General features: G+C 67.2%; 13 protein-coding genes. 3 read left to right on the top strand and 10 right to left on the bottom strand.

Annotated features, from left to right (window positions below; genetic code table 11):
* Positions 1-7: 7 nt before the first annotated feature.
* From mnhG to C566_RS0109185, 6 genes are read right to left on the bottom strand one after another with little or no spacing between them, the layout of a single operon-like run.
* The gene (mnhG, locus tag C566_RS0109210) at positions 8-415 is read right to left on the bottom strand and encodes a monovalent cation/H(+) antiporter subunit G (protein ID WP_269210541.1); all 408 of its coding nucleotides are present in this window, start codon (positions 413-415) and stop codon (positions 8-10) included.
* Entirely contained in the window at positions 405-683 is a 279-nt protein-coding gene (locus C566_RS0109205; RefSeq protein ID WP_018774043.1) for a monovalent cation/H+ antiporter complex subunit F, read from the bottom strand. The genes mnhG and C566_RS0109205 overlap by 11 nt, the downstream gene beginning before the upstream one ends.
* Positions 680-1,225, bottom strand: coding sequence for a Na+/H+ antiporter subunit E (locus tag C566_RS0109200; protein WP_018774042.1), 546 nt, complete (start codon positions 1,223-1,225; stop codon positions 680-682). The genes C566_RS0109205 and C566_RS0109200 overlap by 4 nt, the downstream gene beginning before the upstream one ends.
* On the bottom strand, positions 1,222-2,850 hold the full coding sequence (locus C566_RS0109195; RefSeq protein WP_018774041.1) for a Na+/H+ antiporter subunit D: 1,629 nt from the start codon (positions 2,848-2,850) through the stop codon (positions 1,222-1,224). Before C566_RS0109195 ends, C566_RS0109200 begins: the two co-directional genes overlap by 4 nt.
* Positions 2,847-3,368, bottom strand: a complete 522-nt coding sequence (locus C566_RS0109190; protein ID WP_018774040.1) for a Na(+)/H(+) antiporter subunit C — start codon at positions 3,366-3,368, stop codon at positions 2,847-2,849. The genes C566_RS0109195 and C566_RS0109190 overlap by 4 nt, the downstream gene beginning before the upstream one ends.
* Positions 3,365-6,406, bottom strand: coding sequence for a Na+/H+ antiporter subunit A (locus C566_RS0109185; RefSeq protein WP_018774039.1), 3,042 nt, complete (start codon positions 6,404-6,406; stop codon positions 3,365-3,367). Before C566_RS0109185 ends, C566_RS0109190 begins: the two co-directional genes overlap by 4 nt.
* 226 nt (positions 6,407-6,632) lie before the next feature.
* Between C566_RS0109185 and C566_RS0109180 the strand changes: the two genes are divergently transcribed.
* From C566_RS0109180 to C566_RS0109170, 3 genes are read left to right on the top strand one after another with little or no spacing between them, the layout of a single operon-like run.
* Positions 6,633-8,033 carry an MFS transporter gene (locus C566_RS0109180; RefSeq protein ID WP_018774038.1) on the top strand — a complete coding sequence of 467 codons (1,401 nt, stop codon included), beginning with the start codon at positions 6,633-6,635 and terminating at the stop codon, positions 8,031-8,033.
* Between the two features lie 38 nt (positions 8,034-8,071).
* Positions 8,072-8,554 carry a cation:proton antiporter regulatory subunit gene (locus tag C566_RS0109175; protein WP_018774037.1) on the top strand — a complete coding sequence of 161 codons (483 nt, stop codon included), beginning with the start codon at positions 8,072-8,074 and terminating at the stop codon, positions 8,552-8,554.
* Positions 8,555-8,559: 5 nt separating this feature from the next.
* The gene (locus C566_RS0109170; protein WP_018774036.1) at positions 8,560-9,756 is read left to right on the top strand and encodes a cation:proton antiporter; all 1,197 of its coding nucleotides are present in this window, start codon (positions 8,560-8,562) and stop codon (positions 9,754-9,756) included.
* A 140-nt stretch (positions 9,757-9,896) separates the two neighbouring features.
* Here C566_RS0109170 and dcd read toward each other — a convergent pair whose 3' ends face one another.
* The 4 genes from dcd to C566_RS22100 form a co-directional block, all read right to left on the bottom strand.
* Entirely contained in the window at positions 9,897-10,472 is a 576-nt protein-coding gene (gene dcd, locus C566_RS0109165) for a dCTP deaminase (RefSeq protein WP_018774035.1), read from the bottom strand.
* Between the two features lie 78 nt (positions 10,473-10,550).
* Positions 10,551-10,997: an SRPBCC family protein gene (locus tag C566_RS0109160; RefSeq protein ID WP_018774034.1), complete on the bottom strand. Its 447-nt coding sequence runs from the start codon at positions 10,995-10,997 to the stop codon at positions 10,551-10,553.
* 212 nt (positions 10,998-11,209) lie between these two features.
* The gene (locus C566_RS21225; RefSeq protein WP_018774033.1) at positions 11,210-12,655 is read right to left on the bottom strand and encodes a polysaccharide biosynthesis tyrosine autokinase; all 1,446 of its coding nucleotides are present in this window, start codon (positions 12,653-12,655) and stop codon (positions 11,210-11,212) included.
* 54 nt (positions 12,656-12,709) lie between these two features.
* Positions 12,710-13,072, bottom strand: a complete 363-nt coding sequence (locus C566_RS22100; RefSeq protein ID WP_018774032.1) for a hypothetical protein — start codon at positions 13,070-13,072, stop codon at positions 12,710-12,712.
* Positions 13,073-13,100: the final 28 nt, after the last annotated feature.

The following is a 13,100-nucleotide window of genomic DNA, read 5'->3' as shown; positions in this document are numbered from 1 at the left end:
AAGGGGCTCAGCGGCCGGCTTCGTCGTCGTCCGCCCCGTGCGTGGCCGCCTGCCGGGCGGCCTTCTGGGCGGCCCTCTGGACTATGGCCTCAAGCTCGTCGGAGCTCAGCAGCTCCGGGTGCAGGTGCTTGGTCCGGTAGCCGGCCCGGCCCACCATGTGGGCGGACACGGGGACGGTGAGCAGCTGGAAGAGCCAGGCCACCAGCAGGACGGGCCACACCGACCAGGTGCGCATCTGCAGGCCGAGGGCCGCCAGCAGCAGGAACAGGCCGAGGACCTGCGGTTTGGTGGCCGCGTGCATCCTGCTCATGAGGTCCGGGAACCGCAGCAGCCCGATGGCGGCGGCGAGGGACATCAGGGCACCGGTCACCATGAACACGCCGGAGACGGCGTCGATCACTGTGTCAGGATTCACGGACGCCCTCCCGCCTGTCGGCCACGAACCGGGCCACGGTGACCGAGCCGACGAAACCGATCAGCGAAATCGCAACGAGCAGCATGAGGTTGTTGAGGTGCCGGTTGGCGGCCATGTCGATGCACAGGGCTGCGCCGAAGATGGCCAGCAGCACGTCGGCGGCGAGAACCCGGTCCAGCAGCGAGGGCCCCCGCGCGATCCGGACGATCGCCCCCGCAGCGGCCAGGGACAGGACGACGGCGGTCACCGTCAGGACTGTCTGCATCATGCGGCGATCTCCTGTGTCAGTGCGGAAAGTTCGTCTCTGGTCCCCATGATCCGGATCAGCCCGGCCTCGGTGTCCCGGACCTCTTTGCGCAGCTTGGCCGCGTCCTCGGCATTGCGGACGTTGATGCCGTGGATGTAGAGCGTGGACGTTGACCTGTCCACCTCCACCACGAGGGACCCGGGAATCAGCGAGATCACATGCCCGGTGGCCGTGACCAGAAGGTCCGAATGGCTCCGGAGCGGCACGGCGACGATTGCGCTGACCACGTCCGGGCCGCGGACCACGGCCAGGTACATGACCTGGAAGCTTGCCGCGACGACTTTTCCAAGGAAGACGAGGGCGAAGGGCACGGCGCGGAGCACGTTGAAGCGGCCGCCGAGTTCCACCGGGGGCAGATAGAAAATGCGCGCCACGAGCACCGCGATGAGGGCTCCGAAGAGGAGATTGCCCGGGCTGAAGTTCTGCCAGAGTGCGCCCCAGACAAAGACGAGCCACACCAGCAGCGGCAGTTCCTGGCGCAGGGAGATCCTTTTCCGGTTCATTTCCCGCTGCCCTCCTGGATCTGCACCGGATGGACCGACGGAGGCACCGGCGGCACGGGCGCGTCCTGGCCGAGCACGGCATGGATGTAGGAGGTCCGGTCCAGCATCTCCTGGGCGGACTGGTCTGCCACCCTGAACAGCGGTCCGGCAAAGACGGTCAGGGCCACCCCAAAAACCACCAGGCCAAGGGTGGAGCCCACCATGGTGCGGGGCAGCAGGGTCACATTCGTCTTGCCGGCCCGGTCACCTGTGGCGGAGTCGGCCGGCGCTGCCAGGAGCACCGGATCGGGGTGTTCGGCGTCCTCGGGCTTGCGCCAGAACGCCCGGTTCCAGACCCTCGCGATCGCCAGCAGGGTCAGCAGGCTCGTCAGCACGCCGCCGATCACCAGGGCGTAGGCCAGCGGCGTTCCCAGTTCCACGCCTGCCTGAAGCAGCCCCAGCTTGCCCAGGAAACCCGAGAACGGCGGGATTCCGGCGAGGTTCATGGCGGGAATGAAGAACAGGACCCCCAAGACCGGGGAGAGCTTGGCCAGCCCCGCCACGCGGTCCACGGACGAGCTGCCGCCACGGCGTTCAATCAGGCCGGTCACCAGGAACAGGCTGGTCTGGACGGTGATGTGGTGGGCCACGTAGAACACCGCGGCGCCCAGGCCGGCCACCGTGGACATGGCCAGGCCGAACACCATGTAGCCAATATGGCTGACCAGCGTGAAGGACAGGAGCCTCTTGATGTCGCTTTGGGCCAGGGCGCCGAGGATGCCAACGACCATGGTCAGCAGCGCGGCGACCATGAGCGGGCCGTTGAGCGCATCCCCCGGGAAGAGCAGCGTTTCCGTGCGGACCATCGCATAGACGCCCACCTTGGTGAGCAGCCCGGCAAACACCGCCGTGACCGGGGCCGGCGCGGTGGGGTACGAGTCAGGGAGCCAGAAGGACAGCGGGAACACGGCGGCCTTGATGCCGAAGGCCACCAGCAGCATGACGTGCAGCAGCGTCCGCGTGCCCTGGTCGAGTTCCCCGAGCTTGATGGCGAGGTCCGCCATGTTGATGGTTCCGGTGGCACCGTAGATCATGGCGATCGCGATCAGGAACAGCACTGAGGACACGACGGAGACCACCACGTAGGTCACGCCGGCCCGGATGCGCGGGCCTGTCCCGCCGAGGGTGATGAGCACGTAGCTGGCCGTCAGCAGGATCTCGAAGCCGACGTAGAGGTTGAACAGGTCCCCGGTGAGGAAGGCGTTGGACACCCCGGCTACGAGGATCAGGTAGGTCGGGTGGAAGATCGAGACCGGCGCGTCGCGGTCGCCGTCGGCCATGCCCTGTCCCGTTGCGTAGATCAGCACCGCGAGGCTCACGGCCGAGGACACCACGAGCATGAGCGAGGAGAACTGGTCCACCACCAGCACGACGCCCCAGGGCGGCAGCCAGCCGCCGATGTTCACCGCGGCCGTCCCGCCATCCCAGACGGAGGCCAGCAGCCAGCATTCCAGCAGCAGGGTCAGGGTCAGCACGGCGATGCTGACCGCGCGCTGGACCCGGGGGTGATGGATGAGCAGGAACGTCAGGGCGGCGCCCAGGATGGGGAGTACGACGGCGAGCGGGGCAAGGCTGGTGATGTTCACTCTCCGCCTCCTTCCGGGCTGGGGTCAACGTTGAGGGAACCGGGCTGTTCTTCAGAGGCGGCCTTGTCGGCCCGCACGGCGCGGTCACCGGACATGACCGTGGCCAGCGGGAACTCTGAAGTCTCGACCGGGATCACGGAGTCGTCCTCGGCATCGAAGCTTGGCGTCTGCGCGACGCGGCGGTCCTCGGCGTCGTCCTGGATTTCATCCTGGCGGGCCAGGACCCAGGTGCGGTAGATGATGCCCAGCATGAACGCCGTGACGGCGAAGGAGATCACGATCGAGGTCAGGATCAGGGCCTGCGGCAGGGGGTCGTTATAGTCCCCCGCCGCGGTGTCCTTGTCGAAGAGCGGCGCCAGGCCGGAGTAGCCGCCGGTGGCGAGGATCAGCAGGTTGGTGGCGTTGGCCAGCAGCATGAGGCCCAGCAGGACCCGGGTGAGGCTGCGTTCCAGGAGCAGGTAGATGCCACAGGCGTAGAGGGCGCCCATGACCGTCAGCAGGGTCAGGTTGACGCTCATGTTCTCCCCTTGGCGGTGGTTTCGGCGTCATCCGCCTCGGCGGGGACTCCGCCGGGGACTCCGGCGTCGTCCTCTTCGGAACGCGCCTCTTCGGCGGTCACCTCTTCGGACGGCTCGGGTTGTTCTTCGAAGTGCTCGTCGATCTCCGCACCGAGGCTGCGCAGCACGTCCAGGGCGAGCCCGACGACCACGACGTAGACACCGATGTCGAAGATGGTCGAGGTGACGAACTTGATGTCGCCGAAGACGGGGAGCCACAGCTCCACGATGGCGCTCTGGAACACCTGGCCGCCCAGCAGCAACGGCGTCATTCCGGCGGCCGCCGCCGTGGCCAGTCCGATCCCCAGCAAGGTGCCGGCGCCGACGGGGGTGGCTTCGCGGAGTTCGAAGCGGCCGCCGGCCAGGTAGCGGATGGTCAGGGCGAGGCCGGCGGTGAGGCCGCCGGCGAAGCCGCCACCGGGCAGGTTGTGGCCGGCGAGCAGCAGATAAATGGAGAACACGATCATCGAGTGGAAGATGAGCCGGGTGACCACCTCGAAAATGATCGAGCGGCGTTCGGGGGCCAGGGTCCGGCCGGCCACCAGCCAGGCGTCACGCGTGGCGGCAGCGAACCGCCGGTTCATCGCCAGGGCGGCATCCTCCCTGCTGCTGCCCCTGGCCCCGGTCCGCCGGCCCACCGTGCCTTCCTCGACGGTCGCGGCTGTCCGGATGCGGTCGCCGCGGCCGCGGACGAAGATGAGGCTGGCCACGCCGGTGGCGGCCAGGGCCAGGACGGAGATCTCGCCAAAGGTGTCCCAGGCCCGGATGTCCACCAGGGTCACGTTGACGACGTTGAGGCCGCCGCCGCCCTCATAGGCCAGTTGCGGGAACTGCAGGGAGACCGGCGGTGCCACCCGGGCGCCGAGGGCGTGGATGGCCACGAAAATCATGGTGACGCCGAATGCCAGGCCGATCACCACGCGGATCACCCGGTATTTGCCGCCGGTGCGGTCCCGCAGCCCCGGCGGAAGGCTCCGCATGGCCAGCACGAACGCCACCAGGATCATGGTTTCGACGAGCATCTGGGTCAGGGCAAGGTCCGGGGCTCCCTGCAGGGCGAACATCATGGCAATCCCGTAGCCGGTGACGGACACCATCAGGACGGCAAGGAACCGCTTGTTGGCGCGCACCGCTGCCAGCGCCCCGATCACGATCCCGGCGCCGGCCACCAACTGCAGCGGCGAGCCGGGATCGATGACATAGAGGCCTGGCGGCAGGGGTTTGTTGGCCAGCAGCAGCGCCGTCAGCGGCAGGACGAAGGCCACGGTCAGGATGACGGACAGGTAGAAGAACAGCGAACCCCGCTGGGTCCGGCCGGTGACCCAGACCGCGGTGTCGTCCAGGGCGCCGATGGTTTGCTGGTACGCACGGTCGCTGTCGATCCAGCCCGGCACCAGCGCCTGCAGCCGGGCCACGGCATTGCGGCCGTAGAACATGGCCAGGCCCAGGACGAACGTCACTGCGGTCAGCCCGAGGGCAGGGGTGATGCCGTGCCACAGCGCCAGGTGCCCGGGCGGGGCCTCGGAGCCGTGCACAAAAAGCTCCGCATAGGGCTGGATCCAGGCATCAACGGGGGCCGGCCACAGTCCGTAAAGGATCGTGAGGAGGCTCAGGATCGCCGGTGCGGCGAGGAAGGCGGGTTTGACCGGTTTGAAGGTCGTGGGCTCGACACCGGGTTTGAGGGCGAAGGCGCCCCACATGAACCGGGCGCTGTAGGCGAAGGTCAGGATGGAGCCCAGGACCACCCCCGCCAGCAGCCAGGGCCCTGTCCCGGTCTCCGTCTTGTATTGAAGGAAGGCCTCGAACACCGATTCCTTGGCGACGAAGCCGGCCAGCGGGGGCACGCCCGCCATCGAGGCCGCGCCGATCGCCGCTACGACCGCCAGTGCCCTGGCCGAGCCGTAGACGCCGGAGAGCTCGCGGATGTCCCGGGTCCCGGACTGGTGGTCGATGATGCCCACCACCAGGAAGAGCGTGGCCTTGAACAGCCCGTGCGCCAGGAGCAGGGCTATTCCGGCGAGGGCCGCGTCGGGGGTGCCGAGGCCCACCACCATGGTCATGAAGCCCAGCTGGCTCACGGTGCCATAGGCGAGGATGAGCTTGATGTCGGTCTGCCGGAGGGCCCGGTAGCCGCCCACCAGCATGGTGGCCAGGCCCAGGCCGAGCACGATCGGCAGCCACGGCGCGGTGTCCGCGAATCCGGGGGCCAGCCGTGCCACAAGGTAGATCCCGGCCTTCACCATGGCCGCGGCGTGCAGGTAGGCGCTCACGGGGGTGGGGGCAGCCATCGCGCCCGGGAGCCAGAAGTGGAAGGGCACCAGGGCGGATTTGGTGATCGCACCGATCAGGATGAGGACGACGGCGGCGTTCACGGCCCCGCCCGCGGGGCCGGCGACCAGGGTGGGAGCCAGGTCCATGATGGCCTGGATCCGGTAGGTCCCGGCCGTCGAACCGAGCATGATGAGCCCCACGAGCATGGCCAGGCCGCCGGCGGTGGTCACCACGAGTGCCTGCAACGCCGAGCGCCGCGCGGACAGCCGGGTGCGGGCGTAGCCGATCAGCAGGTAGGACAGCACCGTTGTCAGTTCCCAGAAGATGAACAGCAGCAGGAGGTCATCAGCGGTGACGAGGCCGAACATCGCCCCGGCGAAGGCCAGGAGCTGGGCGCCGAAACCGCCGAGGTAGTCGTCCTTGTCCTTGAAGTAGCGGGCGCAATAGACCAGCACCAGCGCACCCACGCCCAGCACCAGCAGGGACATGACCCACGCCAGGGCGTCCATCCGGAACGCGAGTTCGAGCTGCAGCCCGGGAATCCAGGGGATCACTTCGGTAATCGCGCCGTCAGAACCTGAATAGACTGCGTCGTGCTGCAGCAGCAGCCAGATAAAGGAGGCCGCGGGGACCGCGGCCAGGGCGAAGAACGAATTCCTGCCCAACTTTCGGAACAGCAGCGGGGCCACAGCAGCCACCGCAAAGTGCACGGCAAGGACTGTGATCACTGGTATCTCCGCAACGTCAGAAAGTCGATTGTCAGCAAGTTGGAGCAGGCGGGTCATTTGTTAGGTTCGGTGCCGACAGTTTACCAAGCGTGTACAAATTCTTTTGGCTGGGACACCGGCCGCTGAACAATTCGACGCAAATGTGAAGCCGGGGCCAAACTCTGCCTGGCAAAACCCGCTGCCGGCTGCCCCTCGGAGGACCCCCGGGGCGGCTACGATTCTGGCTATGAACACTGCCGCCGCCCCAGAGGACATGCGCCCCTCGGAACTGGAATCGGGAAGTCCTGTCCCGCACCGGGGCTGGATCCTCGCGTGGGCCTCGTGGGACTGGGGCTCGTCAGCCTTCAACGCCGTCATGACAACGTTTGTTTTCACCGTCTACCTGACCTCCAAGGCATTCGGCGGGGAGGACCAGGCCTCGGCAGTCCTGGGCGCCGCGCTGGCCGTCGCCGGGTTGGCCGTTGCCCTCCTGGCCCCGGTCACCGGGCAGCGCTCGGACACGGGCGGCCGGCGGAAACTGTGGCTGGGGGTCAACACGGCCGCCGTCGTGGTCCTGACCGGGCTGTGCTTCTTTGTCTTCCCACGGCCGGACTTCCTGATCCTGGGCGTCACGCTCATAGCGCTGGGCAACGTCTTCTTCGAGTTTGCCGGGGTCAACTACAACGCCATGCTCACCCAGATCTCCACCCCGCGGAACATCGGCAAAGTGAGCGGCTTCGGCTGGGGAATGGGGTATCTCGGTGGCATCGTGGCGTTGCTGGTGGTGCTCCAGCTCTTCGTCCAGCCCAGCCTGAACTGGTTTGGCGCCTCCACCGCGGACAGCCTGAACATCCGGCTGGTGGCGGTGTTCTCGGCGCTGTGGTTCCTCGTCTTTGCCTTGCCCGTGCTGTTCGCGGTCCCGGAGCTGCCACGCTCGGACCGGGGCGCGGGCCTGGGGTTCCTCGCCTCCTACGGCCTGCTCGTCCGGCGCATCAAGGCGATCTACCGGACCAGCCCGCACACGATCTACTTCCTCCTCGCGAGCGCCATCTTCCGGGACGGGCTGGCAGCGGTTTTCACCTTTGGCGGGGTGATCGCGGCCGGCACCTTTGGCTTCGAGCTCAAGGACGTCATCTTCTTCGCGATCTTCGGAAATGTCGTGGCGGCCGTCGGCGCCATCCTCGGCGGCTTCCTGGATGACCGGATCGGGCCGAAGGCCGTGATTATCGGGTCCCTCGCCGGCCTGCTGGTCGCGGGTACCGCGATCCTGGTCCTCGGCAACGGGAGTTACGAGTTCGTTGGGATGGCCTGGGCCGGGACCACCACGTTCTGGGTCTTTGGCCTGCTGCTGTGCCTCTTCGTGGGACCGGCCCAGTCCTCCTCCCGCGCCTACCTCGCCCGGCTCGCCCCGCACGGCGAATCCGGTGAGCTGTTCGGCCTCTACGCCACCACCGGCCGGGCCGTGAGCTTCCTCGCCCCTGCCCTCTTCACGCTGTGCATCGCCGCCGCCGCCCCCTTTGTGGCCACCGGTGAGGCCCAGCGCTGGGGCATCCTGGGCATCATGGTGGTGCTGCTCGTGGGCCTGCTCGTGCTCCTGCCGGTCAAGGCCCCGGACCAGACCGAAATCGCGGTCGTCCCCGAGTCCTGAGACGGCCGAATCACCGGTTCGCGCACTAGGCTGATGTTATGAACGTGGATGAGACGGACCTCCCCGGCCTCGGCCGGCGCAAGGACTTTATGACTGCCTCCGGACGCCGGATCGGCGTGGTCGAATATCGCGAGGGCCAGACGGAACTCATCGTCTCGACCTGGGACGATCCTGACACCTGCCAGGCCTCCGTCCCGCTGACCGCGGACGAGGCCGCCGCCCTGGGCAACCTCTTGGGCGGCCAGCGCATCGCCATGCAGCTCTCGGAAGCCCACCGGGAAATCCCGGGCATTGTCACGCGCCAGTTTTCGATCAGCGCTGAGTCCCCCTTCCAGAACCAGCCGATGGGGAAGGCCTGCATCCGGACCCGCAGCGGGGTCTCGATCGTGGCCATCATGCGCGAAGGCGAGGTCCTGCCCTCCCCGGGACCCGACGTCGTCCTTCATCCCGGTGACCTCCTCGTTGCGGTGGGCACGCAAGAAGGCCTGGACACGGCGGCCGGCATCCTGCGCAACGGATAAGCGGCATGGATCCGCTCGCGCTGACCCTGATCGAGCTGGGGGCCGTCGTCTTCTGCCTCGGCCTGCTGGCCAGACTGGCCGGGCGGATCGGCATGTCCCCCATCCCGCTCTATCTGGTGGGCGGGCTGTTCTTCGGGGCCGGGGGCCTGGTCAAGCTCGAAGGCATGCACGAGTTCGCGCACCTTTCCGGCGAGATCGGCGTAATTCTCCTGCTGCTTATGCTTGGCCTGGAATATACGGCGTCCGAGCTCGTCACTGGCCTGCGGCGGTCCTGGCAGGCCGGCGTCCTGGACCTGCTGCTCAATTTCCTGCCCGGTGCCGGGCTCGCCCTGATGCTGGGATGGGGCGTCGTGGGGGCCATGGTGATGGGGGGCGTCACCTACATTTCCTCGTCCGGCATCGCCGCCAAGGTCATCACGGATCTTGGCCGGATCGGCAACCGGGAAACCCCGGTGGTCCTGTCCATCCTGGTCTTTGAGGACCTCGCCATGGCCGTGTACCTGCCGGTCCTGACCGCCACGCTGGCCGGCGTCAGCTTCCTGCTGGGGCTGCAGACGGTGGGGATCTCCCTGGCCGTCGTCAGCCTGGTCCTGGTGGTGGCCCTGCGGCATGGACACCACGTGTCCAAGGCCGTGCACAGCGAAAACTCCGAGGTTTTCCTGCTCAACCTGCTGGGCGCGGCGCTTCTGGTCGCGGGGCTCGCCGCAGCGATGCAGGTTTCGGCGGCCGTGGGCGCGTTCATGCTCGGCATCGCGATTTCCGGCGCCACGGCCCACAGCGCCACCCGTGTCCTGGAACCGCTCCGTGACCTCTTCGCGGCCCTCTTCTTTGTGGTTTTTGGCCTCAACACCGACCCCCGGTCCATCCCCCCGGTCCTGGGCTGGGCCCTGCTGCTGGCCCTGGTGACGGCAGCCACCAAGATGGTCACCGGGTACTGGGCGGCAAAACGGGCCGGGATTGGCATTCCCGGCCGCTACCGCGCGGGCGCCGCCCTGATCGCACGCGGCGAGTTCTCGATTGTCATCGCCGGCCTGGCCGTTGCCTCCGGCGTGGTGCCCGCGGATCTGGCAGCCCTCGCCACCGCCTACGTTCTGATCATGGCGATCGCGGGGCCGCTGGCCGCCCGCTTCGTGGAGCCGCTGGTCCGGCTCCTGCGCCGTCCCGTGCGGCGGCCCGCGTTCCGGACCTCCGGCCCGGCGTAAGGCTGCCCCCGCTGCGAGTCAGCGCGCCGGCGGCCTGGCGTGGTTGCCGCGCCGGCGGCCTGGCGTGGTTGCCGCGCCGGCGGCCGCGCCGGCTGCCTGGTGTGGATGCCTGGCCGGATGCCTGGCGTAGCGGCCCGGGGCTAGATGTTGGTGAGGTGGAAATTCAGGTGGCTGCGGCTGGCCGTGGGGCCGCGCTGGCCCTGGTAGCGGTTGCCGTATTCCCCCGAACCGTACGGGTGCTCCGCCGCCGAGGACAGCCGGAAGAAGCACAGCTGGCCGATCTTCATGCCGGGCCAGAGCTTGATGGGCAGCGTGGCCATGTTGGACAGTTCCAGCGTGACGTGGCCGGAGAACCCGGGGTCGATGAAACCCGCCGTCGAGTGCGTCAGCAGGCCGAGCCGGCCGAGCGAGGACTTGCCCTCGAGGCGGGCCGCGATGTCATCCGGCAGCGTCACGGTCTCGTAGGTGGAGCCAAGGACGAACTCCCCCGGGTGCAGGATAAACGGCTCGCCGGACTCCACTTCCACCAGGCGGGTCAGCTCGGGCTGCTCCTCGGCCGGGTCAATGTGGGCGTATTTGTGGTTGTCGAACAGCCGGAAGAACTTATCGATCCTGACGTCCACCGAGGACGGCTGGACCATCTCGGGGTCGAAGGGCTCGAGGACAATCCGCTGGGAGTCAATTTCGGTTCGAATGTCGCGGTCAGAGATCAGCACAGGTTCAAAAATACCGCACGGCGCCCTGCCCGGCTTCACGGGCGGGTGCAGCCACCCAGTGTTACTTCACCGGTCTGTCTATTCCGTGGCGGGCATATCTTCGAGGAGGGACTTGAGCCGCTCGAGCTGGCAGACCTCGGCCTTCATCCGCCTGCGGAAGGGGTTCCTCATCCGAACCACGAACCCCCTGGGCTCGTACTTCAGGGCGAACCGGACGCGGGTGCTGGGACCCTCCGTGCTCAGGTAGTAGCCGCCGTGCGGCCGGGCCGGCCCGACGATGACCTGGTACTGGATCTCCGCCCCCGTCCGGGCTTCGACGATTTCGAAGTCCGCGGCCACGGGTCGTCCGCCGGGTCCGGCGACCGTCTGCCGGTACACGGCACCTTTGGCACCGGCGGCACCGGAGAGGAGCTCCACGCTCCGGACCCCTTCCCGCCAGAGCGGCAGGTGGGCCGGGTCCAGGAGGAAGTTGTACACGCTCATGGCGTCACGGTGGATAACGACGTCGTACTCTGCGAATGCCACAAAAATCCTTGCTCGGCGGACGGCGATAGGCGTAGCCCGCTTCCCCCGAACTGCAGCTAACCACTTCAGGATATTCGCCAGGGCCACCAGTACCGCGGCGGCTCCGGGTCCTTTACCGAACAGTTACGGAGGCCACCGAAGGCGATCGTCGCTGGCCGCCCCGCCAAGGAGCCCCACCAAGGGCAGGGCTCCGGAAAACCTGGCAGTCATCTTTACGTTTCCACACTCGCGAACTTGCCGCGGCGAACGTGGGCGGGGCGGAAGGAACCGTCGTCGCGGTTGTCGACGGGAGGGATGCGATCGGGATGTTCGGCGCCGTATCCGGCAACGTACGCCGTGTTGGCGTCGGGGCCCCGCCGGGGGATCCTGTTTTGGACAACGCCCAGAATATTGGCGTCAACAAAATTGAGCTGGTCAATTGCCTTGGCCAAGCTGTGTTGACTCACCCTCTTCGTTCCGACCACCAGCAACACGCTGTCGGTGCTCTTGGTCAGCACACTGGCGTCAGTGACGGGGAGGATCGGCGGGGAATCAACGACGATCACGTCGAACTTCTTCTGGAGCTCCTCCAGAAGACGGCTCATGGCTGCCGAACCGAGCAGTTCACTGGGATTGGGCGGCAAGGGTCCCGAGGCCAGCAATGCCAAGCCGTCGTCGGACCAGTACTGGATGCTGTCTTCGAGGGTGGACGTTCCGACAAGGACAGTGGTGAGGCCGATTCCCCCCTCGATTCCAGTCGCTGCAGCAACTGAAGGAAGACGAAGATCCGCATCGACGAGAATGACCTTCTGGCCGCCCTTGGCGATGGTGACGGCAAGGTTCAGCGCGACCGTGCTCTTCCCTTCCCCGGCTGACGCCGAAGTGACAACGATCGAGCGCATCGGCCGGTTCACACCTGCGAACTGGAGGTTCGTTCGGAGCTTGCGGAACGCCTCCGCGCCCGAACCGCCCAGGACCGACGGAGCCGCACCGGGCAGACGACCGGCAGTCTGTTCGGTGATTCCTGCCAGGAGCGGCAGGTCAGTCATCTTGCGCAAATCCGATTCGGTCCGGATGTTGCGGTCCAGGACATGGCGCAGTACGGCCGCCGCGATTCCGGCTGCGAGCCCGTACAGAAGGCCCAGGGCAAGGTCCAGCTTCGCGTTGGGGCTCGACGGCTCGGTCGGCGTGGTGGCGTGATCCACCGGGCTGAGCCGGACCGGAGTCGGCGTTCCGTTCGTGGGCCGCTCCAGGTCAGCGACAGCCGTAATGAGGCTGGCAGCGACGGCGTTGGCGATGTCGGCGCTCCGCTGGGCGGAGCCGTCCCTGGCTTCGATTTCGATGATCACCGTGTTGCGTGCGGTGGATGTCTTGATCTTGGCGGCCAAGGCCTCCGGGGTCATGCCGAGATTGAGCTTGTCGATGACAGGTTGGAGAACGGTCGGTTTCGAGGTGACGTCCACATACGATTGGACGCGCGCCAGTGCGAAGACGCTGCCCTGTTGCAATTCCGCGGACGTTTCCGAGTTCTGCGTCGAGACGAAAAGGCTCGTCGACGCCGTGTAGGACGTGGGAGTAAGCAAGGATGCCACGCCCGCGAGAATCGTTCCCAGCAACGCCAGGACAGTGATCAGGCGCCAGCTTCGGCGCAATATGAGCAATTGTTCACGGACGTCCATTGCGGGTCCTTTCACGGGCGGTGGTTGCTGCATTCCAGACGAAGCGGCGCGGTTTCATGCGGCCAGCCAGGTGTAGCATCCATCCGACACGACGCGGGCCGTGCCGGCCGGGATGGTGAAGGCCGACGTACCGTTCGATTGCGCAATCGCCCCGCCTGCTGCATCGTAGGCCACCAGTGTGCAGCTCGGAGAGGGATTCCATGCCTCGTACTTACCCGCGGAGATTGACCCGCCGCCTTCCTTGGGCGCTGCCGCACCGATGGTGAAGTCGCCGTCGGTGAAGCCGCGGCGGGCGGCATCGAGCTCAGGCTGGAGCCCGGGACAGAGATCAGTAATGGCAGCGACCACCTCCGCGTCCACCTTCTCGATCAGGTGGGACACCACGGCCTTCTGGTCCGTGGCTTTCACGTTTTCCAATTGGGTGCAGCTTTCCTGTCCGACTTGA

Origin of the sequence: Arthrobacter sp. 131MFCol6.1, from assembly GCF_000374925.1 — a bacterium.
Taxonomy (GTDB): Bacteria; Actinomycetota; Actinomycetes; order Actinomycetales; family Micrococcaceae; genus Arthrobacter.
Note: the sequence above shows the minus strand (reverse complement) of the source record. Positions and strands in the feature narration are given on the sequence as shown.

Excerpts from the sequence above, each read along its gene's own strand:
- C566_RS0109205 (WP_018774043.1), bottom strand. The coding sequence starts at position 683 with ATGATGCAGACAGTCCTGACGGTGACCGCCGTCGTCCTGTCCCTGGCC.
- C566_RS0109200 (WP_018774042.1), bottom strand. The coding sequence starts at position 1,225 with ATGAACCGGAAAAGGATCTCCCTGCGCCAGGAACTGCCGCTGCTGGTG.
- C566_RS0109190 (WP_018774040.1), bottom strand. The coding sequence starts at position 3,368 with ATGAGCGTCAACCTGACCCTGCTGACGGTCATGGGCGCCCTCTACGCC.
- C566_RS0109180 (WP_018774038.1), top strand. The coding sequence starts at position 6,633 with ATGAACACTGCCGCCGCCCCAGAGGACATGCGCCCCTCGGAACTGGAA.
- C566_RS0109175 (WP_018774037.1), top strand. The coding sequence starts at position 8,072 with ATGAACGTGGATGAGACGGACCTCCCCGGCCTCGGCCGGCGCAAGGAC.
- C566_RS0109170 (WP_018774036.1), top strand. The coding sequence starts at position 8,560 with ATGGATCCGCTCGCGCTGACCCTGATCGAGCTGGGGGCCGTCGTCTTC.
- C566_RS21225 (WP_018774033.1), bottom strand. The coding sequence starts at position 12,655 with ATGGACGTCCGTGAACAATTGCTCATATTGCGCCGAAGCTGGCGCCTG.